24 protein-coding genes and 1 riboswitch are annotated in these 23,689 nt (G+C 74.5%); of the genes, 12 read left to right on the top strand and 12 right to left on the bottom strand.

Annotated features, from left to right (window positions below; all coding sequences use genetic code 11):
• Positions 1–132: 132 nt before the first annotated feature.
• Together AB0N63_RS21825 and AB0N63_RS21820 are read right to left on the bottom strand one after the other, a co-directional pair.
• Complete coding sequence (locus AB0N63_RS21825) at positions 133–531, bottom strand: DUF3662 domain-containing protein (protein WP_365530655.1); 399 nt, start codon at positions 529–531, stop codon at positions 133–135.
• 3 nt (positions 532–534) lie between these two features.
• On the bottom strand, positions 535–696 hold the full coding sequence (locus tag AB0N63_RS21820) for a hypothetical protein (protein WP_365530654.1): 162 nt from the start codon (positions 694–696) through the stop codon (positions 535–537).
• Between the two features lie 283 nt (positions 697–979).
• Here AB0N63_RS21820 and AB0N63_RS21815 point away from each other — a divergent pair, with 283 nt between their 5' ends.
• The 3 genes from AB0N63_RS21815 to AB0N63_RS21805 all read left to right on the top strand — a co-directional run bounded on the left by AB0N63_RS21815 (position 980) and on the right by AB0N63_RS21805 (position 4,855).
• Positions 980–1,927 carry a MurR/RpiR family transcriptional regulator gene (locus tag AB0N63_RS21815; RefSeq protein WP_365530653.1) on the top strand — a complete coding sequence of 316 codons (948 nt, stop codon included), beginning with the start codon at positions 980–982 and terminating at the stop codon, positions 1,925–1,927.
• 414 nt (positions 1,928–2,341) lie between these two features.
• Entirely contained in the window at positions 2,342–2,713 is a 372-nt protein-coding gene (locus tag AB0N63_RS21810) for a hypothetical protein (protein ID WP_365530652.1), read from the top strand.
• A gap of 99 nt (positions 2,714–2,812) precedes the next feature.
• The gene (locus tag AB0N63_RS21805) at positions 2,813–4,855 is read left to right on the top strand and encodes a SpoIIE family protein phosphatase (RefSeq protein WP_365530651.1); all 2,043 of its coding nucleotides are present in this window, start codon (positions 2,813–2,815) and stop codon (positions 4,853–4,855) included.
• A gap of 66 nt (positions 4,856–4,921) precedes the next feature.
• Here the strand turns inward: AB0N63_RS21805 and AB0N63_RS21800 are convergent, their stop codons facing one another.
• Positions 4,922–5,413 carry a flavin reductase family protein gene (locus AB0N63_RS21800; protein ID WP_365530650.1) on the bottom strand — a complete coding sequence of 164 codons (492 nt, stop codon included), beginning with the start codon at positions 5,411–5,413 and terminating at the stop codon, positions 4,922–4,924.
• Between the two features lie 125 nt (positions 5,414–5,538).
• Positions 5,539–6,372, bottom strand: coding sequence for a hypothetical protein (locus AB0N63_RS21795; protein WP_365530649.1), 834 nt, complete (start codon positions 6,370–6,372; stop codon positions 5,539–5,541).
• A gap of 238 nt (positions 6,373–6,610) precedes the next feature.
• Between AB0N63_RS21795 and AB0N63_RS21790 the strand changes: the two genes are divergently transcribed.
• Positions 6,611–7,024: a zinc ribbon domain-containing protein gene (locus AB0N63_RS21790; RefSeq protein ID WP_365530648.1), complete on the top strand. Its 414-nt coding sequence runs from the start codon at positions 6,611–6,613 to the stop codon at positions 7,022–7,024.
• Between the two features lie 59 nt (positions 7,025–7,083).
• On the opposite strand, the gene AB0N63_RS21785 is transcribed toward AB0N63_RS21790, so the two are convergent.
• From AB0N63_RS21785 to AB0N63_RS21775, 3 genes are all read right to left on the bottom strand, one after another.
• The gene (locus AB0N63_RS21785; protein WP_365530647.1) at positions 7,084–8,346 is read right to left on the bottom strand and encodes a glycosyltransferase 87 family protein; all 1,263 of its coding nucleotides are present in this window, start codon (positions 8,344–8,346) and stop codon (positions 7,084–7,086) included.
• Between the two features lie 196 nt (positions 8,347–8,542).
• Complete coding sequence (locus AB0N63_RS21780; RefSeq protein WP_365530646.1) at positions 8,543–8,932, bottom strand: PPOX class F420-dependent oxidoreductase; 390 nt, start codon at positions 8,930–8,932, stop codon at positions 8,543–8,545.
• Positions 8,929–10,107 (bottom strand): aminotransferase class I/II-fold pyridoxal phosphate-dependent enzyme, encoded by a 1,179-nt coding sequence (locus AB0N63_RS21775; RefSeq protein WP_365530645.1) that lies wholly within the window; start codon positions 10,105–10,107, stop codon positions 8,929–8,931. The genes AB0N63_RS21780 and AB0N63_RS21775 overlap by 4 nt, the downstream gene beginning before the upstream one ends.
• Before the next feature lie 167 nt (positions 10,108–10,274).
• On the opposite strand from AB0N63_RS21775, the gene AB0N63_RS21770 reads away from it, so the two are divergent.
• Complete coding sequence (locus tag AB0N63_RS21770) at positions 10,275–11,684, top strand: S1 family peptidase (protein WP_365530644.1); 1,410 nt, start codon at positions 10,275–10,277, stop codon at positions 11,682–11,684.
• Between the two features lie 194 nt (positions 11,685–11,878).
• Here AB0N63_RS21770 and AB0N63_RS21765 read toward each other — a convergent pair whose 3' ends face one another.
• A complete protein-coding gene (locus AB0N63_RS21765) occupies positions 11,879–12,064 on the bottom strand; it encodes a hypothetical protein (RefSeq protein ID WP_019983535.1) in 186 nt (61 codons plus the stop codon).
• Between the two features lie 129 nt (positions 12,065–12,193).
• Positions 12,194–12,889 carry a L,D-transpeptidase family protein gene (locus tag AB0N63_RS21760; RefSeq protein ID WP_365530643.1) on the bottom strand — a complete coding sequence of 232 codons (696 nt, stop codon included), beginning with the start codon at positions 12,887–12,889 and terminating at the stop codon, positions 12,194–12,196.
• A 430-nt stretch (positions 12,890–13,319) separates the two neighbouring features.
• On the opposite strand from AB0N63_RS21760, the gene AB0N63_RS21755 reads away from it, so the two are divergent.
• The gene (locus tag AB0N63_RS21755; protein WP_365530642.1) at positions 13,320–13,868 is read left to right on the top strand and encodes a hypothetical protein; all 549 of its coding nucleotides are present in this window, start codon (positions 13,320–13,322) and stop codon (positions 13,866–13,868) included.
• Positions 13,869–13,928: 60 nt separating this feature from the next.
• Here the strand turns inward: AB0N63_RS21755 and AB0N63_RS21750 are convergent, their stop codons facing one another.
• On the bottom strand, positions 13,929–14,558 hold the full coding sequence (locus AB0N63_RS21750; RefSeq protein WP_365530641.1) for an MBL fold metallo-hydrolase: 630 nt from the start codon (positions 14,556–14,558) through the stop codon (positions 13,929–13,931).
• On the bottom strand, positions 14,558–15,643 hold the full coding sequence (locus tag AB0N63_RS21745) for an S-(hydroxymethyl)mycothiol dehydrogenase (protein WP_365530640.1): 1,086 nt from the start codon (positions 15,641–15,643) through the stop codon (positions 14,558–14,560). Before AB0N63_RS21745 ends, AB0N63_RS21750 begins: the two co-directional genes overlap by 1 nt.
• Before the next feature lie 223 nt (positions 15,644–15,866).
• Here AB0N63_RS21745 and AB0N63_RS21740 point away from each other — a divergent pair, with 223 nt between their 5' ends.
• Positions 15,867–16,223, top strand: a complete 357-nt coding sequence (locus tag AB0N63_RS21740) for a nuclear transport factor 2 family protein (protein WP_365530639.1) — start codon at positions 15,867–15,869, stop codon at positions 16,221–16,223.
• A 342-nt stretch (positions 16,224–16,565) separates the two neighbouring features.
• Positions 16,566–16,650, top strand: a riboswitch (ZMP/ZTP riboswitch).
• 20 nt (positions 16,651–16,670) lie between these two features.
• Positions 16,671–17,519 (top strand): bifunctional 5,10-methylenetetrahydrofolate dehydrogenase/5,10-methenyltetrahydrofolate cyclohydrolase, encoded by an 849-nt coding sequence (locus tag AB0N63_RS21735; RefSeq protein ID WP_365530638.1) that lies wholly within the window; start codon positions 16,671–16,673, stop codon positions 17,517–17,519.
• Here AB0N63_RS21735 and AB0N63_RS21730 read toward each other — a convergent pair whose 3' ends face one another.
• Positions 17,520–18,137, bottom strand: a complete 618-nt coding sequence (locus AB0N63_RS21730; RefSeq protein WP_365530637.1) for a hypothetical protein — start codon at positions 18,135–18,137, stop codon at positions 17,520–17,522.
• A 50-nt stretch (positions 18,138–18,187) separates the two neighbouring features.
• Here AB0N63_RS21730 and AB0N63_RS21725 point away from each other — a divergent pair, with 50 nt between their 5' ends.
• The 4 genes from AB0N63_RS21725 (at position 18,188) to AB0N63_RS21710 (ending at position 23,648) form a co-directional block, all read left to right on the top strand.
• Complete coding sequence (locus AB0N63_RS21725; RefSeq protein WP_365530661.1) at positions 18,188–19,423, top strand: glycosyltransferase; 1,236 nt, start codon at positions 18,188–18,190, stop codon at positions 19,421–19,423.
• A 414-nt stretch (positions 19,424–19,837) separates the two neighbouring features.
• The gene (locus AB0N63_RS21720) at positions 19,838–20,398 is read left to right on the top strand and encodes a (2Fe-2S)-binding protein (protein WP_365530636.1); all 561 of its coding nucleotides are present in this window, start codon (positions 19,838–19,840) and stop codon (positions 20,396–20,398) included.
• Entirely contained in the window at positions 20,395–22,797 is a 2,403-nt protein-coding gene (locus AB0N63_RS21715) for a xanthine dehydrogenase family protein molybdopterin-binding subunit (protein WP_365530635.1), read from the top strand. The genes AB0N63_RS21720 and AB0N63_RS21715 overlap by 4 nt, the downstream gene beginning before the upstream one ends.
• Complete coding sequence (locus AB0N63_RS21710) at positions 22,794–23,648, top strand: xanthine dehydrogenase family protein subunit M (protein WP_365530634.1); 855 nt, start codon at positions 22,794–22,796, stop codon at positions 23,646–23,648. The genes AB0N63_RS21715 and AB0N63_RS21710 overlap by 4 nt, the downstream gene beginning before the upstream one ends.
• Positions 23,649–23,689: the final 41 nt, after the last annotated feature.

Here is a 23,689-nt window from a genome sequence, read left to right as displayed (position 1 = left end):
GGGGGGTGGGGGGGGGGGGGTGTTGCGTGTAGCGTGTTGGGTGCGGGCGGTTGCGCCCAGGGTCGGGTCCGCGGGGGTGGACCCTCCCGGCCACAGCACCAGGCCGACCGTACGCGGCGGGCGCGGCAGGCCCTAAGCCGGGTCGCGGAACGCCTGCGCGCTCACGTGCGGCATGACGTGGCCGGCCACGCGGTAGCGGCCGTTGGCCACCTCGTCGGAGCGGGCGACCCGCACCGTCAGCGGGCCCGCCCACTCGTAGCCGTGGCGCTCGGCGTGCCGGGCCAGGCTGTCGGTCAGCGCCTGGCCCACGCGGCCGCCACGGCGGGTCAGCTCCTCGTGCACCGGTTCGGCGAGTTCGACGTCGTAGGCGTTGGGCACGATGACCCGGTCCTCGCTGCACACGACGGCGTTCCCGTCGCACTCACGGTGCAGCGCGTCGAGGAGTTCGACCGGTCCCCGCCCGGCGAGCCGCGACCACAGCGCGTCCCACCGGTTCTCCAGGGCCTGTTCCAGCGCGCTGAGTGCGCTCATCGGTCACTTCTCCTCGAAGTCGTCGGGACGGACCTGCGCCTCCTCCAGCGCCTCGCGCAGGGTGCGGCCGGTCGCACCCTGCTCCTTGGCCGTGTCCGTACTCCGGTCCGCCACCACCTCGTCGGTGGTGTCGGTCTTGGGCCGGTTCTCCTCGGGGACGGTCATGTCTCCAGGCTCCTCGTCTGTCGTGGCGGTGGTGGCTGCCCGTGGGCGCCGCGGGGGTCGTCCGTGTGCGCCTCGGGGTCGTTCCCTGGGGCGGCGGGTTCCCGGGCGGCGGGCGCGTATCCATCCGCGGGGCAGAAATCCGGAGGCGGGTGTTCAACGAGCGCCTGCGGGGGTGAGGCACAAGGGGTGTGGGGGGCCTGAGGGTCTGCTGGGGCCGTGTGACCGGCCGGTTCCGCCCGCTCCCCCGCTGGTCATGACGGTGAGTGAGCTATGTTGATCCTCTGTGGGAGACAATGCAGGCGCCTCGGCGCCCTCGCCGCAGCAGGCTCGCGCCCAGGCGTCCGCGATCACCTCGGGCCGGACGGCGCCGGAGGCCGAGCGCGCCCCGGCCTCCCAGCTCCGGACGCTGTTCGACCGGCCGCAGCTGTCTCCCGGTCAGCGGCGCATCGCGCAGTACCTGATCGAGAACATCACCGAGGCAGCGTTCCTGTCCATCACCGAGCTGGCCGACCGGGTCGGCGTCAGCCAGCCGTCGGTGACCCGGTTCGCCGGCGCGGTCGGCTTCAGCGGCTACCCCGCGCTGCGCGAGAAGCTCCAGTCCATCGCGCTCAGGACACTCGCCGGCGGACCGGGCGCGATCGAGGAGGACCGGGCCAACGAGTTGCAGGCGGCGGTCGACGCCGAGATCGACAACCTGGAGAACCTGCGCCGCGACTTCGCCGACCCCGACCGGGTGATCGCCGTCGGCCGCGAGCTGTCGCGCTCGGCCCCGCTGACCGTGCTCGGGCTGCGCATCTCCGTCTCGCTCGCCGAGTACTTCGCCTACGCGGCCCGGCGCGTCCACCCCGACGTGCGGCTGGTGACCCTCGGCGGGAGCGTCGCCTACGACGCGCTGCTCCAGTCCCGCGAGGCCGGGGGCACCTGGGTGCTGGCCTTCTCCATGCCCCGGCACGCGCACGAGACCCTGACCGCGGTGCGGGTCGCCCGCGGCGCCGGGCTCAAGGTCGCCCTGATCACCGACCTGGCGCTGGGGCCGGTGGCCGACGAGGCCGACGTCACCTTCGCCACCGGCACCGGGTCGCGGCTGGTCTTCGACTCCTACGCGGCGCCGGGCGTGATGTGCGCGGCGCTGCTCCAGGCGATGGCGGACGCCGATCCCGAGCGGACCCAGGCGCGGCTGGAGGAGTACGAGCAGATCGCCGACCGGCACCAGTTCTTCCTCAAGGACTGACGACCGCCACCGGTTCTTCCTCGAGGACTGACGCTCCGGACCCACGCGCCGGCTGACGCGCCGGGAGCACCGCCGCCTCGGCCGGGTACCGGGCGGCCCGGAGCGGGTCGCGGATTGGTCGGAACGTATGCGGACCATGCCGTTCAAAGCCGTCATGAATGTTTTCATACGTCTTGCCAAGCGGATGGCATATATAAATACTGCTCACGGATCGCGGTCGGCCCGCTCCGGGCAGTTCCGCGTTTCCGTCACACCACCCCCACCCGCCTCACCCCTCGTCACCACCCGCACGGGACGCCCGCTCGGCCTCGACCGCGCGAGCGCCCGCGGCGGCCCCGGTCATCCCCTAGGCCGGGGCCGCCCCCACCCCGTCGGGCCCCGCGCCTCGACGCCGCACCACCGGAAGCGAAGACCATGCCTGTGACGACCACACGCATCAGCCCGGACTGGCCCTGCCAGGTAAAGACCCCCGGCAGTCACGACTGGGAGCGCTCGGCGGCCCGGTGGCTGCGCGAGCTGGCGCCCGCCCGCTACGGCAGCTACCCCGTGCTCGTCCGCCACCCCGTCCTGCTCGCCCGGCACGCGCAGATACAGGTGCAGCAGGAGATCCGCGTGGTCCGCACCGCCCTCCAGACCGCGCGCGCCGACCTGCCCCGTCTGGGCCTGCACGAAGGTGTCATCGAACACACGATCAAGCTGTACGCCGCGGAGCTTCTCCAGCTCCAGCACATCGCCCGTAGTGTCCGCGCCGTCACCGAGGCACTGGTGGAGCGCGGCAGCCGCTGAGCCCACCCGCACCGCGGCGGCGGACGGGCGGCGGCGCCCGCCCGGATCCGGGGCGGCAAGGCTGTGAGCGGACCTGTCCGCATGTGCGATGCTCGTCGCGTGAGCAGCGAACCCTTCTACCGCGCCGGGGCCGGCGCCGCCCCCGACCGGGAGGCGCTGGCCAAGGTGGTGGCCCGGCAGCGGGCCGAGCTGGACCGGCTGCGGGACGAGGCGACGGCCTCGGCCGCGGTGGAGCGGGCCAAGGGCGCGCTGATGGCGCTGACCGGCCGCGGTGCCGAGGCCGCGCACGAGGAACTGCTCCGGCGCGCGGAGGCCGCCGGCCGCACTCCGGCGGAGGAGGCCTGGCTCACGCTCGGCGCGCTGGTGCCCCCGCCGGGTCAGTCCTGCGACGGACCGGCGCCGTCGACCGCCGCACAGGACGCCGCTCCCGCGGACGGGGGCGCCACCGGCCACGGCACCGCCGTGGCGCCGGCCGCTGTCACGCGGGGGGTCGCGCTCGCGCAGGAGGCCACGCCCGTACAGGAGCCGGCCGTCGTGCAGGAGCCCACGCCCGTGCAGGTGCCCGCCCCCGGGCGAAAGCCCGCCGTCGAGGCGGCCCGGGAAGCGGGCGGCAGCGTCAGGACGGCCGCGGTGCAGACCCTGTTCGACGCGCTGCCCGGGATGACGCTGCTGCTCCGCCCGCTGCGCTCGGCCACAGGCGCGGTCGAGGACTACCGCATCGACGCCGCCACCCCCCAGGCCGTCGATCCGACCGGGCGCCTGGGGCGTGAGCTGGTCGGCCTGCGGATGCGCGAATGCCGGCCCACCGTCGCCGGGGAACCGCTCTGGCAGGGCTGGCTCCACACGCTCGACACCGGCGAGCCGTACACGAGCGAGCCGTACGTACGGCTGGAGTCCGTGAGCGGCGGCCAGGAACCGGCCACCTACTCGGTGCGGGCCGCCCGCCTGGACGGCCGACTGGTCGTCACCTGGCGGCGGCAGGACGCCTCAGACCGGCAGGAACAGCTCCTGGCCGATCTCCAGCGGCTCGGCCACCTCGGCTGGGCCACCTGGAACCTGGTCACCGGCGAGGCGGCCTGGTCCGCGCAGGTCTACGCGCTGTGCGACCGGGACCCCGGCCGCGGCCCGCTCCGGCTGGAGGAGCTGGCGGACCTCGCCGTCCCCGAGGACGGACCGGCCCTCGCCCGCGCGGTGCGGGGGATCCGCACGGAGGGCAAGCCGTTCGACGTGCCGTTCCGGATCAGGACGGCCTCCGGGGAGAAGCATCTGCGGGCCGTCGCCGAGGCCGAGCCGGACGCCGGGGGCCGCCCGGTCCAGGTGCACGGCTTCGTGCAGGACCTCACCGCACAGCGCAGCGCGGAGCTGGCCCTGCTGGAGAGCGAGCAGGCCATGGTGGCGCAGCACGGCATCCTCCAGGCCGAGCGGATGATCGCCGGCCGGTTGCAGCACGCGCTGCTGCCGCTGCCGCGCCGCCCGCTGCGGCTGGCCGGGCTGCGGGTCGACCTCGCCTATCTGCCGGCGCAGTCGGGCATCCACGTCGGCGGCGACTGGTTCAGCGCGATCGAACTGCCGGACGGCGACGCGCTGTTCGTGGTCGGCGACGTCGCCGGGCACGGCATGGACGCGGTGGCCACCATGGCGCAGCTCCGCTTCACCGCGAAGGGCATGATCTTCACCGGCTCGTCCCTGACAGGCGCCCTCACCCGGCTGAACACCCTGTTGCTGCACTCCCGCGACACCAGGGGCACGGCCACGCTCGTCCTGGCGCGCTACGACCCCGAGCGGCGCCGGCTCGCCTGGGCACAGGCCGGTCATCTGCCGCCGCTGTTGCTGCGCGGGGGCGAGGCCCGCTTCCTCGACCGCCCGCGCGGTGTGCTCCTGGGCGCCACCGACACCCCGGTCTACGAGGAGGCCGAGTTCCGCCTGGAGCCGGGCGACCGGCTTCTGCTGTACACCGACGGCCTCGTGGAGCGGCCCGGCGAGTCCATAGAGCGGGGCCTGGAGCGGCTGGCCCGGGCCGCCGCCGCGCACCGCTCGGACGCGCCCGGCTCCCTCAGCCCGCTGCTGGCCGCGCTGCTGGAGGGCGAACGGCGCGACGACGTGTGCGTACTGGACGTGCGGGTGCCGACGGAACCGGCGTAGACCCGGTCCGGCGCAGGCCCCGCCCGCGGGACGCCGGCCCGGCGCGGACGGCTCGGCGCGGTCGGTTCAGTGCGCCGGGTGGCCGGGTGAGATGTCGAGCGTGTCCGACAGGCGCAGGACCGGCTCGTCGGCGACGCCGGTCCCGCCCCGTTCGACCGGGTCGAGCACGAAGCCCACGTGGTCGCCGCCGTCGACGCGCGTCACGATCCGGCCGACGAACCAGACCGGCGCGTCGTCCAGCACGACCGCTCCGCCGTCCCGCTCCGAGCGGCGGACCCGGGCGAGCTTGTCCACGCCGTCGTCGCCGGTGCTGCCGCCGAACAGCTCGGCGAGCGCGTGCTGGCCCCGGGTGAGGAGGTGCACGGCGAGCCGGTCGGCGCGTTCGGCCACCCGGTAGGTCCGGTTCTCCTTCGACAGCCACACGACGAACCGGGGCGGGCTGATGGAGCACTGCGAGGAGAACCCGACCAGGCAGCCGGCCCGCTCGCCGTCGGCCTGGGCGGTCACCACGCACATGTCGGGGTCCAGCCGGTCGGTGAATCCCTTGCCGCCCGTCATGCCGTTCCGCTCCGTTCCCGCGCCGGCGCGCCGCGTCGTCCACCCGGGGCGCGCGACGCCGGTCCGGCGCGTCCCCGTGGGCGTGTGCCCGCCGGGCGGCGCGTCAACCGCCGGGGGTGCCGGTCTCAGTGCGCGACGGCCAGGAAGCGGTGCAGGGACGCCTTCAGAGCGGCGACGAAGGACGCGCGGGCCGGGTCGTCCAGCGCGTCCAGGGAGAGGTACGGGTTGAGGTCCTCCAGTTCGACCAGCAGCAGTCCGCCCTCCGGCGCCCGGCAGGCGTCCACGCGCTGGATGCCGTGGCCGAGGGTGTTCCAGTCGATGAACCGCCGGGCGAACTCCAGGTCCGGGGCGGTGGGGCGGTACGGCCGCAGCTCCCAGCGCCGCTCGGGGTCGGGGGCGTAGAGGGCGTACTGGAAGTCGTGGTCCACGAAGCAGAACGAGATCTCGTGGACGAAGTCGATGTGCGGCTGGACGAGGAGGGTGCCGTCGGCGAGGCCGGGCAGCTCCCCGGCGGGGACGATGCGCAGCCCGATGGAGTCGGCGCCGAGCTTCGGCTTGACGACGTAGCGGTCGGCGGCGGGCAGCCGGTGCAGGTCCTCGGCGCGGTCGACGGTGGGGATGACCGGGTACCCGGCGGCGGTCAGGTCGAGGAGGTACTGCTTGCCCGCCATGTCGGCGCGGCCGGTGAGCGGGTTGTAGACGCGGGTCCCGGCGGCCAGCGCCCGGGTCCGGAAGTCGTCGTAGGCCGCCCGGTAGCCGAGGACGGGGCCGCTGTTGCGGACCACCACCGCGTCGAAGGCGGCCATCAGCGCGGCGGCGTCCCGCGGATGGGCGAGGGCCAGGTCGAAGTCGTCGCGCAGCCGGGCGGTCAGCCCGATGTCCTCGTCGCAGTAGCGGCGCCCGCGCGCCGGGTACGCCAGGTCGGTGACGTAGAGGAGGCGGGGACGTGCGGACGGCATGGCGGGCTCCTGGGCATGGCGCGCGGGGGAAGGCACGAGGTGCGGGGTGGGCGAGGAAAGGTTACTTCGGCCGGGCGTACGGGCCGCCGTCGGCGATTGGCGGTACCCAGTACCTTTACCTACGGCACTGAGTGCCATACGCTGTCGCCGTGCACGGTGGCACAGCCCGTCCGCGCACGGCGTGCACGGACTCCGCCGGGCACGCGGGATTCCGGCCGAGAGCAGGGAGTTGACCAGCGTGTACCACCACTCAGGGAACGCCGTTCATCCGGCGGCCGGCTCCGCCACCGGTCTGCTGGAGCCCGGGGGCCGCGACCCGGAGGCGCTGTACTTCCAGCGCTGCGCCTGGTGCGGTACGGCGATGTACCACCGGGTGCTGTGCCCGGTGTGCCGGGGCAGCGAGCTGCGGACCGAGCGCAGCGAGGGCACCGGCACGGTCCGCCACTCCACGGTCGTGCACCGCAACACCCCGGCGGCGCGCAATGTGTCGCTGATAGAGATGAGCGAGGGCTTCGTCGTGCGGGGCAGGGTCATGGGCCCGCCCATCGGCATCCACGGCGGCGACCGGGTGCGCCTGTCCACCGCGCAGGACCCGGTGCGGGGCGAGCCCGTCTTCCAGCTGCTGGACGAGCCGTACCGCGCCTGGACCTGACCCCCAGTCAGTAGGCTTCTCTCGACGGAGTCGGGGCGCGTCCGGCGGGCGTCGCCGCCTCAGGGCAGCAGCGAGCTGTCCGAGCGGTCGCCGGACCGCCGCCCGCCGGGCACCGCCACGTGCTCACGGCGCGGTTCGCCTCCGGTGGCGAGCGCGAGGAAGGTCAGCACCGCGCAGACGGCGAAGCCCGTCCCCAGCCAGGCCATCAGCGCCGGGTAGGGACCGGAGTGGACGGTGGCGTCCTCGATCCCGCTCAGCCGCGGCACCAGCCGGCCGGCGGTGACGAGCGCCCACAGCGCGAGCGCGCCCCGGCCGAGCGGCCGCCTCCGGCAGGGGCCGTGGGCGAGCCAGATCATCGCGGGCACGCACCAGATCCAGTGGTGGCTCCAGGAGATGGGGCACACCAGCAGCCCGTACAGCTGCACGGCGACCAAGGCGCCGAGCCGGTCCGTGCGCCGTACGGCGGCGCGCAGCGCCCAGGCCGCGGCCAGGGTGGTGAGCGCCAGCACCGTCCACCACAGGGCGGTCGCGGTGGCGTCCGGGCCGAGGAGCCGGGTGAGCGCGCCGCGCAGGGACTGGTTGCGCACGGTCCGCACCGGGCCGACGCGGCTCGTGTCGGTCACCAGGGAGGTCCAGTAGCGCCAGGACTGGTCCGGCGAGACGCACCAGGCCAGGACCGTGGCCGCCGCGCCGGCCGCGGTCGCCCACAGCGCCGCCCGCCACTGCCGGGTCGCCAGCAGGTACAGCCCGCCGACGGCCGGGGTCAGCTTCACCGACGCGGCGAGTCCCACGGCCGCGCCCCGGCCGGGCGCCGTACGGCACAGGGCGAGAGCGCCGACCACGAGCCCGCCCAGCAGCAGGTTGATCTGCCCCTGGTCGAGCGTGTGGCGCACGGGTTCCAGCCAGAGCCCGGCGGCGGCCCACAGCAGGGCGCGCTCACGGACGCGGCCCCCGTCGGGCGGGGTGAGCAGGCGCAGGGATCCGGCGGTGAGGACGAGCAGGGCCGCGACCGAGACCGCCCGCCACAGCACCAGCGCCACGTCCCAGGGCAGGACGGCCAGCGGGGTCAACAGCAGCGCGGCGAACGGCGGGTAGGTGAACGGCAGGACGGGGATGGGCGGGCCGGTGTGCACCGCGAAGTCGTACAGGCCGCCGGAGAACAGATGCGGCGCGCCGCCCCGGTAGACGCGCAGGTCCAGTGGCTGGGACGGGTCGACGAGGGCGGTCAGCGCGTACAGCGCCACGGAGGCGGCCAGGCACCGGCCGGCCCGTTCGGTGAGCCACCGCCCCGCTGCCAGGCCATGGGCCCGGGTCCCCTCCACTGCGCACCAGCTCCGTCGCATCCATGACGCCGCACCGGCTCGCGCGGGCCGCGGCGGCCCGGGGCCCGTCGGCGACGCCCGTCCCGTCCCGTCCCGGCGCCCGCAGCCTAGCGGCGCGCATCGGCTCAAGACGGCCGCCACGCGGAGGTTCCGGGACGATTCGCCCCGTGGTCGCCGGCGCGTCATGTGCGCGTCGTCAGCCCGTCAGGGTCACCCGGATGCCGACCGTTCCCCGCTCGCCCCGGCGCAGCCGGCTGCCGAGGAGGGTGAGGCGGCCGACGATGCCGTACTTGCGGGCGATCAGGCCGCGGTAGCGGGCGGTGGTGGCCGGGCCGGTGATCTCGGCGGTGGCCGGGATCTGGTCGCCGGTCGGGTTGCCGCGCACGTCGCAGGGGCCGACGAGGACGTCGGCGCGGTTGCGGATGCGCCGGACCTTGTAGGAGTCGGCGACCGTCCAGGCGCCGAGCGCCGCGCCGTCGCGGACCACCCAGACCGGGGTGGAGACGGGGGTGCCGTTCTTGCGGTAGCTGGTGAGCAGCAGGTACTTGCCGGAGCCGAGCCGGGCGAGGGTCTCCTCGGGGGTCATCGAACCGCCTCCGTCATACGTCGTACGGCCTCGGTGAGCAGTTCCGGCGAGGTGCCGATGTTGAGGCGCACATGTCCGGCGCCGCCCTCGCCGAACGGCAGGCCGGAGTTGAGGGCGACCCTGCCCCGGTCGAGGAACACCTGGGCGGGGTCGTCGCCGAGGCCGAGGCCCCGGCAGTCCAGCCAGGCGAGGAAGGTGGCCTGGCCCGGCCGGTGGCGGATCGCGGGGAGCCGGTCGGCCAGGAGCGCGGCGAGCAGCCGCCGGTTCTCGTCGAGGCCGGCCAGCAGGGCGTCCAGCCAGGGGACGCCGTCGCGCAGCGCGGCGGTGTGGGCGATGACGCCGAGGTGGCTCGCGCCGTGGCCGACCTCCTCGGGCAGCCGGGCGAGGTCGGCGGCGGCCTCCGGGCCGGCGACGGCGAGGGCCGCCTTGAGCCCGGCCAGGTTCCAGCCCTTGCTGGCCGACATCAGCGACAGGCCCCGCTCGCCGCCCGGCACGCTGAGGTACGGCACGAAGGCGGCGCCGGCGGCGGTCAGCGGCGCGTGGATCTCGTCGGCGACGACGCGTACGCCGTGGCGGTCGGCGCGTTCGGCGACGGCGGTGAGCTCGGCGGCGGTGTGCACGGTGCCGGTCGGGTTCTGCGGGTTGCACAGCAGGTACGCGGCGCGCCCGCCGCCGGCGACGGCCCGGCCGAACGCCTCGTCGAGCGCGTCGGGGTCCAGGCGCAGGCCGGGGCCGAGCGGCACCTGGACCACCCGGCGGTCCATGTGGGTGACGAACTGGAAGAACGGCGGGTACACCGGCGGGTTGACGATCACCGGGTCGCCGGGGCCGGTCACCAGTTTCAGCATCTCCACCACGCCGAGCATCACGTCGGGCACGAGCGCGGTGCGCTCCACCGCGAGCGCGTCCCAGCCCCAGCGCTTGGCTGCGAAGGCGGCGAGCGCCTCGGCGTAGGCGGTGCCGGCGGGGTAGCCGGTGTCGCCGAGGGCGAGGGCGTCGGTGACGGCCCGGACGACGGGTTCGGGCTGGGGTACGTCCATCTCGGCCACCCACAGCGGCAGCACGTCGGCGGGGTGGGTGCGCCATTTCATGCTGGTGCGGCGGCGCAGTTCGTCGGGGGTGAGGACGCGCAAGGGGTCCGGTTCACCGGACGTGTCGTGCGGGATCCTGTTCATGTGCCCAAGATAGGCGGCCGGACGCGGAGTTCCGAGTGCGCCCGGGGATGCGCGGCCGGCCTGCGGCTGCTGAACGCGGGCCCGGTGCGGCGCGTATGGGGGGAGGGCGCCCGAGCGGCGAGGCGCCTCGCGGTGGTGCACCGGTGTTCGGGGTTCGGGAGCCAGGTATGAGGCACGCACGACGACGGGTGGTCCGGCGAGCGGCACGGCTGACGGCCGTGGCGGGACTGCTGCTCGGTACGGCGATGGTCGCGCAGTCGGCGCTGGCCGGTGAGCCGTCCGGGACGCAGGCATCCCCGCGCTCGTCCGCCGGTTCGTCCGCCGCGCCGGGCTCCGGTCTGACGGCGCGGCTCGGCACCGCCCGTACGGCGGGCAGCTGGGTGGGCGCCGACGGTCGTACGGTCGTCGCCGTGACCGACGCGGAGGCGGCGGCAGAGGTACGGCGGGCAGGCGCCGAGGCGAAGCTCGTGCGGCACAGCATGGACGAGCTGAGGTCGGCGGGGGCGGCGCTGCGCGCGGCGCCGCGGGTGCCCGGCACGGCGTGGGCGGTGGACTACCGGACCAACCGGGTGACCGTGCAGGCCGACGGCTCCGTCTCCGCCGCCGACTGGAGCCGGATGAGCCGGGTGGCGAGCGGCATCGGCTCCTTCGTCCGGATGGAACGCGCGAAGGGCCGGTTCACCAGGCGGCTGAACGGGGCGCAGCCCATCCTGTCGGCGGGCGGGCGCTGTTCGGCCGGTTTCAACGTGACGGACGGGAAGAGCGACTTCATCCTCACCGCCGGGCACTGCGGGCCCACCGGTTCGACCTGGTTCGCGGCCGGGCAGGGCGACCGGCAGCTGGGCAGCACGGTCGCCGGGACCTTCCCCGGCAGCGACTTCTCGCTGGTGCGGTACGCCGCCGGGCGTGCCGGGCAGGGCGCGGACGTGGTGGCGATCGGCGGCGGCAACGGTGTGCGGATCACGGGGGCGGGGGACGCGGCGGTGGGGCAGCGGGTGTTCCGCAGCGGCAGCACCAGCGGGCTGCACGAGGGGGAGGTGACCGGGCTGGACGCGACCGTGAACTATCCGGAAGGAACGGTGACCGGGCTGATCCGGACCACGGTGTGCGCGGAGCCGGGCGACAGCGGCGGTCCGCTGTTCTCGGCGGGGATCGCCCTCGGGGTGACCTCGGGCGGCAGCGGCGACTGCACGACGGGCGGCACCACGTTCTTCCAGCCGGTGACCCGGGCGCTGAGCGCGCTGGGGGTGCGGCTGATCGTGGCGGCTCCGGCGCGGGACACGGGCGGGACGGCGCCCACCGGGAGTGCGTCCGGCGGGCCGGGAGGCGGTTCCTCCGGCGGGCCGGCCGCCCAGGGGGCCGCCGCGCCGGGAGGGGCCTCCCCCGGCCCGGCCGCGCCGGTGACGGGCGGGACGGCCGGGAGCACGCTGTCGGCACGGCTGACCGATCCGCGGACGGTGGGTCCGGGGCTGCTGGTCATGGCGGGCAGTCTGATCGCGCTGGTGGCGACCCGGTGGCTGCGCGCGGAGCGGGACCGGAAGGCGTACCGGCGCCACTACTCGGCGACCTGGAGCTGACCGGAGCACGCCGGTGCGCCGGCGCCTCGGTCGGCGGAGGCAGATGACCGAGGGGGAATCGGTCCGGCGGGACCGGGTCCCGCCGGGGAGTTTCGACGATGCCGTACGGGACGGCGGAGGTCGGTGCGAGAAGGGCGCCCGTTCGCAAAAGGGTGCCCTCGCGGGAGAGTCCGGTGCCGGGAGCCGGCCGGCGGTCAGGCCGCGCGGTCCGACTGCGGAGCGGCCTGAGCCCACTCCAGGACGAGGCGCTGGTACACCTCGCGCTGCTCGGTGGTCAGTGTCCCGCCCGACCGGCGCCACAGCGCACGGATCTCCTCGTTGACCTCCGCGGCCGATCGCTCGGAGGCGGTTTCAACAGTGGTGGACATGCTGTGAAGCATATGCCGGGCGACGTGAAGGCGGTGTGAGCAAGTACGACCGATACGGACATTTCGGACCGTGTTGCTCATCACGTCCGCCCGGCTCAACCCGCCCGGCCGCGGCTCCCGTTCCGGACTCCCCCACCCGGCTCACGTTCCCGGTTTGCGGCCGTACACGTAGACGTCGTCGCCCTTCTTCAGCAGCGACCAGTACTTCTTGGCGTCCTTGGCGGTCATGTTGACGCAGCCGTGGGAGCCCGGCGGGTTCCACATGCTCAGCCCGACCGAGTGGAACGCCTGCCCGCCGTCGAAGAACTGGCTGTAGGGCATGCGGACGTCGTAGAGGGTCGAGACGTGGTCGATGTCACGCCAGTAGACCTTCTTCAGGCCGGTGCGGGTCTCGTAGCCGTCGCGGCCGGTGCGCACGGGCACCGGCCCGTACACGAGCTTCTTGCCGTCCTGGATCCAGCTCAGCTGGAGGGTGAGGTTGACGCAGGCGATGCGGCCCTTGTTCGTCGGGCACTTGCCGCCCTTGTTCGGGTTCTTCCCGACGGCCTTCTGCTTGTTCATGAGATCCATCACGCCCCAGGTGACGGGTCCCGCGTAGCCGATGGCGGGTGTGATGCCGTGCTTGTTCTGGAAGGCCCGGATCGCCGAGCAGTCGGCGGCCGACTGCCGGCCGTCCACCGGGCGGCCGAGGAACTTCTCGACCTGCTTCTGGTACGGCCCCTTGCTCGCCGTACAACTCGCCGCCTGCGCCGGCGCGGCGCCGAGCGCGAGGGTGAGCGGTGCCACCAGCGAGGTGGCGCCGAGCACCACGACTCCCCGTCTGCCTATGTGCCTCATGGGCGCGCTGTCCTTCCCCCTCGATCGGGTTCTTCCGTGTGTCTCCGGTCCTCGGACACCTGGTGCTGTGACCGGGAAGGTTCGCCGGGAAGCTCGCGGCGTCCCGTGGTGGGGGCACCTCCCGCGCCGTTCAGGCAGTGGGAGCATCACAAGGCGGAGCATCACCCGCGTACTGGATGTACCCGGGTGACGCGCAACGCGGCGAGGTGCCGTGCCGGGCGTCGCGAGCCGGTGAACCTTCTCGGTCACAGCACTAGACAGCTGTGGGCGGGCGACGGTTGTGGGAGACCCCGGGTCGAGACGAAACGGTGACATTCGGGCGGGTCGGGCGCGGGCGTGCGCGCGGGGGCGCGCGATGCCGGCGGCGCGGGCGTGCGGTGCTCGGCGGCCGGGTGCGCGGCGGTCCGCGGCGGCGGATAACGTGCGGCGCATGTCGTCGTTCTTGCAGCAACTCCCCGCGCTCATCGGTGTGGTGATCGGCGCGCTCGGTTCCTATCTGGCGGTCGTGCGCAGCGACCGGGCCCGCTTCCAGCGGGAGCGGACGGCCCGTTGGGAGGAACGGCGGCTGGCCGTCTACACCGAGTACGCGCGCACGCTCAAGCAGTCGGTCACGCTGGCCTACCGGGTCGCCTCGCACCTCGGCAACGATCCGCATCCGCATCCGCTGTCCCTGGCGGAGGCCGAACCGCTGCTGACCGAGGCCGCGCTCGCCCGGGACCCCTCGGGCGAGGCGCTGCTCATGCTGGGCAGCCCGCGGGTCGTGGAGAGGGCCCGGGCGTGGGTCGTGGTGGCGATGGAGATGGAACGGTTCCTGCGCGAGGGTCGGCGCGAACCCGCCGCGTGGCAGGGGCTGCTGGCGCGGCAACGGACCGCGCGGGAGGGCTACTACACGGCCGTGCGTGAGGACTTGGCGCTGCCGCCCGGCCATCCGGGACGCTGGTCGCTGCCGGGGGCGCGGCAGCCCGCAGCGGGTGAGTGACGGCGGCGAGGCCGGGGCGGCGCTTCGGGGGTGAGCGCCGCCCCGCTGTGCCTGCGCGGCTCAGTGGCCGCGTGCGATCCACTCCTCCAGGTGGGGCGCCTCGGCGCCGATGGTGGTGCTGTCGCCGTGGCCGGTGAGGACCTTCGTCTCGGGCGGCAGCGCCAGGAGGCGGTCGCGGATCGAGTCGATGATCGTCGGGAAGTGGGAGTAGGAACGGCCGGTGGCGCCGGGGCCGCCCTGGAAGAGGGTGTCGCCGGTGAAGACGGCGCCGAGACCCGGGTCGTACAGGCAGACGGCGCCCGGGGCGTGACCGGGGGTGTGCAGGACGGTGAGGTCGGCGCCGGCCGCCTCGATCACCTGGCCGTCGGCGAGATGCTCGTCGGGCTCCCGGTCCGGGTGGGTCATCCGCCACAGCGGCAGGTCGTCGGGGTGCAGCCAGATCTTCGCGCCGGTGCGGTCGGCGAGGGCGGGCGCGGCGTCGATGTGGTCGTTGTGCGCGTGGGTGCACACGATCGCGGTCAGCCGGCGGTCCCCCACCGCCTCGGCGATCGCCTCGGCGTCGTGGGCGGCGTCGATGACGACGGCCTCGTGGTCGTCGCCGACGATCCACACGTTGTTGTCGACGTCCCAGGAGCCGCCGTCGAGGGTGAACTTGCCGGAGGTGACGAGGCGTTCGATGCGGGCGGCCATCACAGCACCACTACCGAGCGCAGCACGTCGCCGTGGTGCATCCGCTCGAACGCCTTCTCCACCTCGTCCAGTTGGATGGTCTCGGTGACGAACTTGTCCAGCGGCAGGCGGCCCTGGAGGTGGAGGTCGATGAGCATGGGGAAGTCGCGGGAGGGCAGGCAGTCGCCGTACCAGCTGGACTTGAGGGAGCCGCCGCGTCCGAAGACGTCCAGCAGCGGGAGTTCGAGCTTCATCTCCGGGGTCGGCACGCCGACCAGGACGACGGTGCCGGCCAGGTCGCGGGCGTAGAAGGCCTGCTTGTACGTCTCGGGACGGCCGACCGCCTCGATGACGACGTCGGCGCCGAAACCGCCGGTGAGTTCGCGGATCGCCTCGACGGGGTCCGTGTCCTTGGAGTTGACGGTGTGGGTGGCGCCCATGGTGCGGGCGGTCTCCAGTTTGCGGTCGTCGATGTCGACGGCGATGACCTTCGCCGCGCCCGCCAGGTACGCGCCGGCGATCGCCGCGTCCCCGACGCCGCCGCAGCCGATGACGGCGACCGAGTCGCCGCGGCCCACGTCGCCCGTGTTGATGGCCGCGCCGATGCCGGCCATCACGCCGCAGCCCAGCAGTCCGGCCACGGCCGGGGAGACGGCGGGGTCGACCTTGGTGCACTGGCCGGCCGCCACGAGCGTCTTCTCGGCGAACGCGCCGATCCCGAGGGCCGGGGACAGTTCGGTGCCGTCGGTGAGGGTCATCTTCTGCCGCGCGTTGTGGGTGTCGAAGCAGTACCAGGGGCGGCCGCGCCGACAGGCGCGGCATTTGCCGCACACGGCACGCCAGTTGAGGATCACGAAGTCGCCGGGCGCGACGTCCGTGACGCCCTCGCCGACCGACTCCACGACGCCGGCCGCCTCGTGACCGAGGAGGAAGGGGAACTCGTCGTTGATGCCGCCCTGCTTGTAGTGCAGGTCGGTGTGGCAGACGCCGCAGGCCTGGACCCGTACCACGGCCTCGCCGGGCCCCGGGTCCGGCACGACGATCGTCTCGACCCGTACCGGCTCGTTCTTCCCGGGTGCGATCACGCCGCGCACTTCCTGCGCCATGATGGTGGTTCCTTCCGTCGACCGGTTCGGTTGTCCGTGCCTTCCGACCCTACGCGCAGCTGATCGACTACGGCACCAGGACCCGGCCGATGTCCTGCTCCCCCGCCGCGCACCGCCCCGCCGCACGGCTGCGCTTGCCGAGCCCGGTGGGGCGGAGGACGCTCGGAGGTGAGGCCCGTCGCGGCCCCTGCGGTCCGGGCCGCGGACCTCGCAGGAGGTCACCATGGCAAGCCCGGCTTTCGACACCGGCACACTGCGCCGCGGCATCGAGGAGCACACAGCGTCCACCCTGCTGTCGCTCTACGCGGACGACGCGGAGGTGCGCATCGTGGACCGCGAAGCCCAGCCGAGCCGGCCCAAGGTGCTTCGCGGCCGCCACGAGATCGGCGCCGTGCTCGAGAACGTCTACGGCCGGGACATGACGCACGCCCTGGAGCACTGCGTCGTCCAGGGTGACCGCGCGGCGTTCCTGGAGTCCTGCCGGTACCCCGACGGCGTGCGCCTCCTGGCCGAGTCCATGATCTCGCTGCGGGACGGCGAGATCAGCGAGCAGATCATGATCCAGGCATGGGACGAGTAGGCAGGCGGTCCGCTTCGTTCCAGGTCACCTCCCGGCTGACCTGGACCTTCTCGGCCCGTGCGGGCCTGGGCCACTCCCGCACCCCGGTCCCCGGCCGGCCCCGCCCGGTCACGACGGCGAGCCACGTCGCCGCCACCGCCCTCCTCCGCTCCCTGCTGCGAGCAGCCCGGCCGCGCGCCCGCGTACGCGCCCGCTCGGGGTGTCCACGGCGGGGCCGGCGCAGGTAGGCGGCCCGCTCCCGAGGCACAGGGCACCGATGGCGCCGCGCCCCGACCGGCGACCGGGCGAGCCGTACCCGGCGGGAAACCCGGACGAGTTCCGCGTCCGGCGGGACGTAAGCTGGTCCGGGACCGTGACTGGCGCTGAGGTGGAGCACCACCGGGGAGCGGTCTCCGTCGAGTCACAGCCGCGCGCCTGGGCGATCCGTCGAACGCCCCGGAGTGGACCATGTCCCAGGCACGCCTCATGGACGGCACCGCGCTCGCCCGCCGCATCGTCGAGCGGACCGCGCAGCGCGCCGCAGAACTCACCGACCGCACCGGCGCCGCGCCCTGTCTGGCGACGGTGCTGGTCGGCGCGGACCCGGCCTCCGTCACCTACGTCCGGATGAAGCAGAACCGGTCCCGTACGGCCGGCATCGTCTCGCGGCACGTGGAGCTGCCCGCCGAGACCACCACCGGGGAACTGGTCGGCACGCTGCGCGCACTCTCGCAGGACCCCGCCGTGCACGGCATCCTGCTCCAGCATCCGGTCGGCGAACACATCGACGAGCGGGCCGCGTTCGAGGCCATCGCTCCGGAGAAGGACGTCGACGGCGTCACGTTCGCCTCCTTCGCGACGATGAGCTTCGGCGGGCCGGGGTTCGTCTCCTGCACGCCCGGCGGCATCCTGCGGCTGCTGGACGCCTACGACGTGGACCTGGCCGGCAAGCGGGCCGTCGTGGTGGGCCGCAGCGCGATCCTCGGCAAGCCGGTGGGCATGCTGCTGCTCGGGCGGGACGCCACGGTGACGTACTGCCACTCGCGGACCCGGGACCTGTCGGCCGTGGTCGGCGAGGCGGATGTCGTGGTGGCCGCCGTGGGCCGGCCGCGGCTGATCAAGGGCGAGGACGTCAAGCCGGGCGCGGTCGTCGTCGACGCCGGCTACAACCCGGGCAACGTCGGCGACGTGGACTTCGAGTCCGCCGCCGAGCGGGCCTCGCTGATCACGCCGGTGCCGGGCGGGGTCGGTCCGATGACCATCGCCACGCTGCTGGAGCAGACCGTGGCCGCCGCCGCCCGGCAGCTCGGCGTCTGATCAGCGCAGCCAGGCGCTGTACGCCATGACGTCCCCGGCCTTCGTGCCGTACTGGGGCTGGTCGGCGGTGGAGGTCTCCTCCGGGCCGAGGACGGCTCCGGTGACCGGGTCCAGGACGATCATCCGGCGGATGCCGGGGGCGTCGTACGCGTACGCCCGGCCCGGCCGGCCGAGGCGGTCGGTCACCTCGCCGGCCGGCCGCAGTCCGTCCGCCCCGGCCAGCAGCCTGGCCAGCGCGGCGGACTTGCTCGCGCCGAGTGTCCAGTTGTCCGGCAACTCCCGTACCGCGTCCAGGAGGAGTGGCGTGGTGAGGGTGTCGGCGTGGACCGTCTCGGCGAGGTAGGCGCGCAGCGCGGCGGCGTCGTGCGGGGGGCGCGCCTGGGGCGGGGCGTCGCTCCATCTCGGCGGGTAGGTGGGGGCGCTGAGGACGTGCCCGTCCCTCACCGGATGCGGTGCGCCGCCGTCGTCGGCGAGGACGGGGTGGCCCGGGTGCCGGGGGTCGGTGGCCACGGCCAGTTCCGTGTGGCTGCCGTCCGCCCGCCGGCGCACGACGCGGTCCCGGACGTCCGCGGGTCCGGCGTGCCGGGTGAGGGCGCCGACATCCCACGGGTCGCTCACGGGCGGCGGGCCGCGCCGCCCGCATACTGGCCGACGTGCGCGTAGCGATCATGACGGCGGGTTCCCGGGGCGACGTCGCCCCGTTCACCGGACTGGGGCACGGCCTGGCCCGCGCGGGCCACGAGGTCACCCTGGTCACCCACGCGTGTTTCGAGCCGCTGGTCACGGGCTCGGGCCTCGGCTTCCGCGCGCTGCCGGTCGATCCACGGGCCGAGCTGGACTCCTCGCGCGGCCGGGGCCTGCACCGCAGCGCCACCAGTGCGGGCAAGATGGTCCGGGCCGTCGGGCTGGCCCGGGCGGCCCTCGCGCAGATGACCGACGACCTGGTCGCGGCGGCCGAGAAGAACGACGTCCTGCTGCTGTCCGGATCGCTCGGGCCGGTCGGGCACGCCATCGCCGAGGCACTGGGCAGACCCAGTATGGGCGCCCATCTGCAACCTCTCTCCCCCACCCGCGAGTTCGCGCCCCCGCTGCTGGGCGGCGGGCACTGGGGGGCGGCGGCGAACCGGCTGGCCGGGCACGGCGTGAACCTCGCCGTGGACCGGGTCTTCTCCGCGGCGGTGCCCGCCGTGCGCTCCCGGCTCGGGCTGCCCGCCGCCCGCGCCGCGACGCCCTGGCACATCCGCGCGGGGCTGCGCCGCCCGGTGCACCACGGCTTCAGCGAGCTGGTGGTGCCCCGGCCGGGCGACTGGCGGTCCGGGCTCCAGGTGTGCGGCTACTGGTGGCCGTACGACCGTGACGAGACGCTGTCCGAGGAACTGCTGCGGTTCCTGGACGCCGGGCCGCCACCGGTCTTCGTCGGGCTCGGCAGCGCCACCGTCCCCGATCCGCGCCGGCTGAGCGGGACCATCGTGCGCGCGCTGCGCCGGGCCGGGCTGCGCGGGGTGGTGCAGCGCGGGTGGGGCGGACTGGCGGCGGCCGGCGACGACATGCTGACCATCGGCGAGACGCCGCACTCGGCGCTGTTCCCGCGCATGGCCGCCGTCGTCCACCACGCGGGGGCGGGCACGACGGCGGCGGGGCTGCGCGCCGGGGTGCCCGCGGTGCCCCTGCCGGTCCAGTTCGACGAGGGGTTCTGGGCCGACCGGCTGGTACGGCTCGGGGTGGCCCCGTGCGCCGTGCCGTTGCGCCGGCTGACCGCCGAGACGCTGGCCGCCGCGCTCGTACGGGCCACCCGCCACCCGGTCCACCGGGAGCGGGCCGAGGCGCTGGGCGTCCGTATCCGCGCGGAAGACGGCGTCGCGCCGGTGCTGGCCGCGATCGAGGAGCTGGCCGGGACGGTCTGACACCCGGGACGGACCGACACCCGGGACCCACCGAGAGGCCGTCCCGGCGGGGGGCACGGCGTACGGACGCCGTCGGCCCGGCGCCGGCCCGGCACGGACGCCGTTTCGGCCCTCCTGTCGCGCGCCCTCCTCGGGGAGCCGAGGGGCACCGCGTTCGAGACCCCCGCTCATCGAGGTCAGGGCTCCACAGAGGGCCTCCCCCTCGCCACCGTCCTCCGGGCGGAGAACCGCCGAGGCCCACCCCGGGCCTTGCACGCCTTGCCGACCGACCATCGGGACTTCCGCTGGACCCGCCCGCCCCGGACCCGGCCCCGTCGCACCGCTCGCCGCGCCCCGGACTCGGTCATAGAGTGACCTACACCACACCGGTCGCTGACTTCCCTCACGCACGCCCGGACGGTCCCTGGAGGACGCATGACCCACATCTCGGTCACGGTGGACGGCACGGTCTACGAGGACGAGGTGGAACCCCGTCTCCTGCTGGTCCACTACCTGCGCGACCGGCTCGGCCTGACCGGCACCCCGGTCGGCTGCGACACCTCCAACTGCGGGGCGTGCACGGTCGAGCTGGACGGCGTGAGCGTCAAGAGCTGCACGGTGCTCGCGGTCCAGGCGGACGGCGGCGAGGTGACCACCGTGCAGGGGCTGGCCCGCGACGGTGCCTGGACGCCGCTCCAGCGCGCGTTCCACGAGCGGCACGCGCTCCAGTGCGGCTACTGCACCCCCGGCATGATCATGGCCGCCCGCGATCTGCTGCGCGAGAACCCCCACCCCACCGCCGGCGAGGTGCGCCAGGCGCTCGAGGGCAACCTGTGCCGGTGCACCGGCTACCAGAACATCGTCCGCGCGGTGCTCGCGGCTGCCGAGGACACCGCCGGGGACGCCGGCGGCACCGCCGAGGAGGGCGCCGGACGGAGTCCCGGTGCGGGTGCCCCCGGCCGGCGGACCGCGTCCGGGCAGGGGGTGACGGCATGACCGGCCAGACCGTCCACGCAGCCGAGGGCGAGGTCGGCCGGGCCCGGCTACGCAAGGAGGACGCCCGGCTGATCACCGGGCAGACCAACTGGACCGACAACATCTCCGTCACCGGTCTGCTGCACCTGGCGTTCCTGCGCAGTCCGATGGCGCACGCCCGCATCGAGCGCGTGGACGTCTCCCCCGCCCTGGAGCGCCCCGGCGTCGTCGCCGCGTTCACCGGCCGCGACCTCGCCGGCGCGCTGGGCCCACTGCCGTGCGCCTGGCCGGTCACCGAGGACATGGTGCTGCCCAACCATCCGCCGCTGGCCGTGGACGAGGTGCGCCACGCGGGCGACCCGGTCGCGGTGGTGGTGGCCCGCGACCGGTACGCGGCCGCCGACGCGCTGGAGGCGATCGAGGTCGACTACGATCCACTGCCGCCCGTGCTGGACCTGGAGTCCGCGCTCGCCGAGGGCGCCCCGCTGGTCCACGCCGACAAGGGCACCAACCGCGCCTACGACTGGCCGTTGAAGGCGGGCGAGGACTTCGCCGCGGTCCGGGAGCGCGCCGACGTGGTCCTCGAGCGGCGCTATGTGCAGCAGCGGCTCATCCCGAACGCGATGGAGCCGCGCGCGGTCGTCGTCACCCCGCTCGCCGCCTCCGGCGAGTACACGGTGTACTCGGCGACGCAGATCCCGCACATCCTGCGGATCATGCTGTCGGTGGTGTGCGGGGTGCCCGAGCAGAAGCTGCGGGTCGTCGCCCCCGACGTGGGCGGCGGCTTCGGCTCCAAGCTCCAGGTGTACGGCGAGGAGGCGGTCGCGCTGGCGGTCGCGCGCAGGCTCGGCCGGCCGGTGAAGTGGACCGAGTCGCGCTCCGAGGGCTATCTCGCCACCCACCACGGTCGCGGCATGATCCAGGACGTGGAGGTCGCCGCCACCCGCGAGGGCCGGCTGCTCGGCCTCAAGGTGGACCTGCTCGCCGACATGGGCGCGTACCTGATGCTGGTGACGCCGGGCATCCCGATCCTGGGCGCGTTCATGTACCCGGCGATCTACAAGATGGACTCCTACGAGTTCGCCTGCACCGGGGTGTTCACCACCCGCACCCCCACCGACGCCTACCGCGGCGCCGGCCGCCCCGAGGCCACCTTCGCCATCGAGCGGATCATGGACGAGCTGGCCGCCGAAGTGGGCCTGGACCCGGTCGAGGTGCGGCGGCGCAACTGGATCCGGCACGAGGAGTTCCCCTACACCTCGGTCGCGGGCCTGACCTACGACAGCGGGAACTACGAGGCCGCCACCGACAAGGCGCTCGCCCTGTTCGGCTACGACGAGCTGCGCGCCGAGCAGCGCGAGCGCAACGAGCGCGGGGACACCGTCCGGCTGGGCATCGGCGTGTCGACGTACACGGAGATGTGCGGGCTCGCGCCGAGCCGGGTGCTGCGGGACCTCAGGTACTCGGCCGGCGGCTGGGAGGCGGCGAGCATCCGGATGCTGCCCACCGGGAAGGTCGAGGTGGTCACCGGCACCAGCCCCCACGGGCAGGGGCATGTGACGTGCTGGAGCCAGATCGCCGCGGACGTGCTCGGCGTGCCGTTCGAGGACGTCGAGGTGGTGCACGGCGACACGCTGGTCGCCCCGCAGGGCATGGACACCTACGGCTCGCGGTCCCTGGTCGTGGGCGGCGCGGCGGTGCACCGGGCGGCCGAGAAGGTGGTGGACAGGGCGCGCAAGGTGGCCGCGCATCTGCTGGAGGCCAGCGAGGACGACCTGGAGTTCAAGGGCGGCGTGTTCTCGGTGAAGGGTTCGCCGGAGGCGCGGCGGACCATCCAGGAGGTCGCCTTCGAGACGTTCACCTCGCACGACGTGCCCGACGGCATGGAGCCCACCCTGAACGCCGGGCATGTGCTCGACCCGGAGAACTTCTCCTACCCGCACGGCACCCATCTGTGCGCGGTCGAGGTCGATACCGAGACCGGGCAGACCCGCATCCGGTCGTACGTGTGCGTGGACGACGTGGGCCGGGTGATCAACCCGATGATCGTCGAGGGGCAGGTGCACGGCGGTCTCGCCCAGGGCATCGCGCAGGCGCTGTTCGAGGAGGCGGTCTACGACGCGGAGGGCAACCTGGTGTCCGGCACGATGGCCGACTACCTGGTGCCGTCGGCGGCGGACCTGCCCGAGTTCACCACCGACCGGACCGAGACGCCGGCCACGTCCAACCCGCTCGGCGCCAAGGGCGTCGGCGAGGCGGGCACGATCGCGTCCACGCCCGCCGTGGTCAACGCGATCGTGGACGCGCTGCGCCCGTTCGGGGTGACCGACGTACGGATGCCGTGCACACCGGAACGGGTCTGGGAGGCGGTCCGGGCCGCCGGGTCCGGCCGGCCGGACCGGAAGGAGGCCGCGCAGTGATTCCCCCCGCGTTCGACTACGTCCGGCCGGACACCCTGGAGGAGGCCGTGAGCGTCCTCGCCGAGGCGGGCGAGGAGGCGAAGGTACTGGCCGGCGGGCAGAGTCTGCTGCCGTTGCTGCGGCTGCGACTAGCCTTCCCCGAACTCGTCGTGGACGTGGGGCGCGTCCCCGGTCTGCGCGGGGTGCGCGAGGACGGCGACACACTGGTCATCGGCGCGCTGACCACCCACCACGACGTGGTCCACGATCCGCTGGTGCGGCGGTACGCGGGACTGCTGGCGCAGGCCACCGAGACGGTGGCCGACCCGGCCGTACGGCACCGGGGCACCCTGGGCGGGTCCCTGGCGCACGCCGATCCGGCCGGCGACCTGCCCGCGGTCGCCCTCGCCCTGGACGCCGAACTGGTCGCCGTAGGACCGGACGGCAGGCGCGGCGTCCCGGCGGGCGAGTTCTTCGCCGACTACCTCCAGACCGCGCTGGCCCCGGACGAACTGCTGGTGGAGGTGCGGGTGCCCAAACGGGAGGGCTGGGGCTTCCGGTACGAGAAGTTCCACCGGGTCTCCCAGTCCTGGGCGATGGTCGGGGTGGCCGCGCTGGTGCGGCGCGAGGACGGGCGGATCGCCGAGGCGCGGATCGGGCTGACGAACATGGGCCCGACCCCGCTGCGGGCCACGGCGGCCGAACAGGCGCTGGCCGGGGCGGCGGACGCCGGGGCCGTGGCCCGGGCGGCCGGGTCGGCGGCCGACGGCACCCGGCCCTCGCGGGACGCCTCCGCCTCGCCCGAGTACCGGGCGCACCTGGCGCGGGTGCTGACCGAGCGGGCGGTCCTGGCCGCCGCCGGGACGGGGTGAGCGCCGATCACCGCCGTCGACAGCCCCGAGCAGGTCCGCGC

It is taken from the genome of Streptomyces sp. NPDC093260, from assembly GCF_040683715.1.
In the GTDB taxonomy this organism is placed as follows: domain Bacteria; phylum Actinomycetota; class Actinomycetes; order Streptomycetales; family Streptomycetaceae; genus Streptomyces; species Streptomyces sennicomposti.
This window is presented reverse-complemented; position numbering and strand designations above follow the sequence as displayed.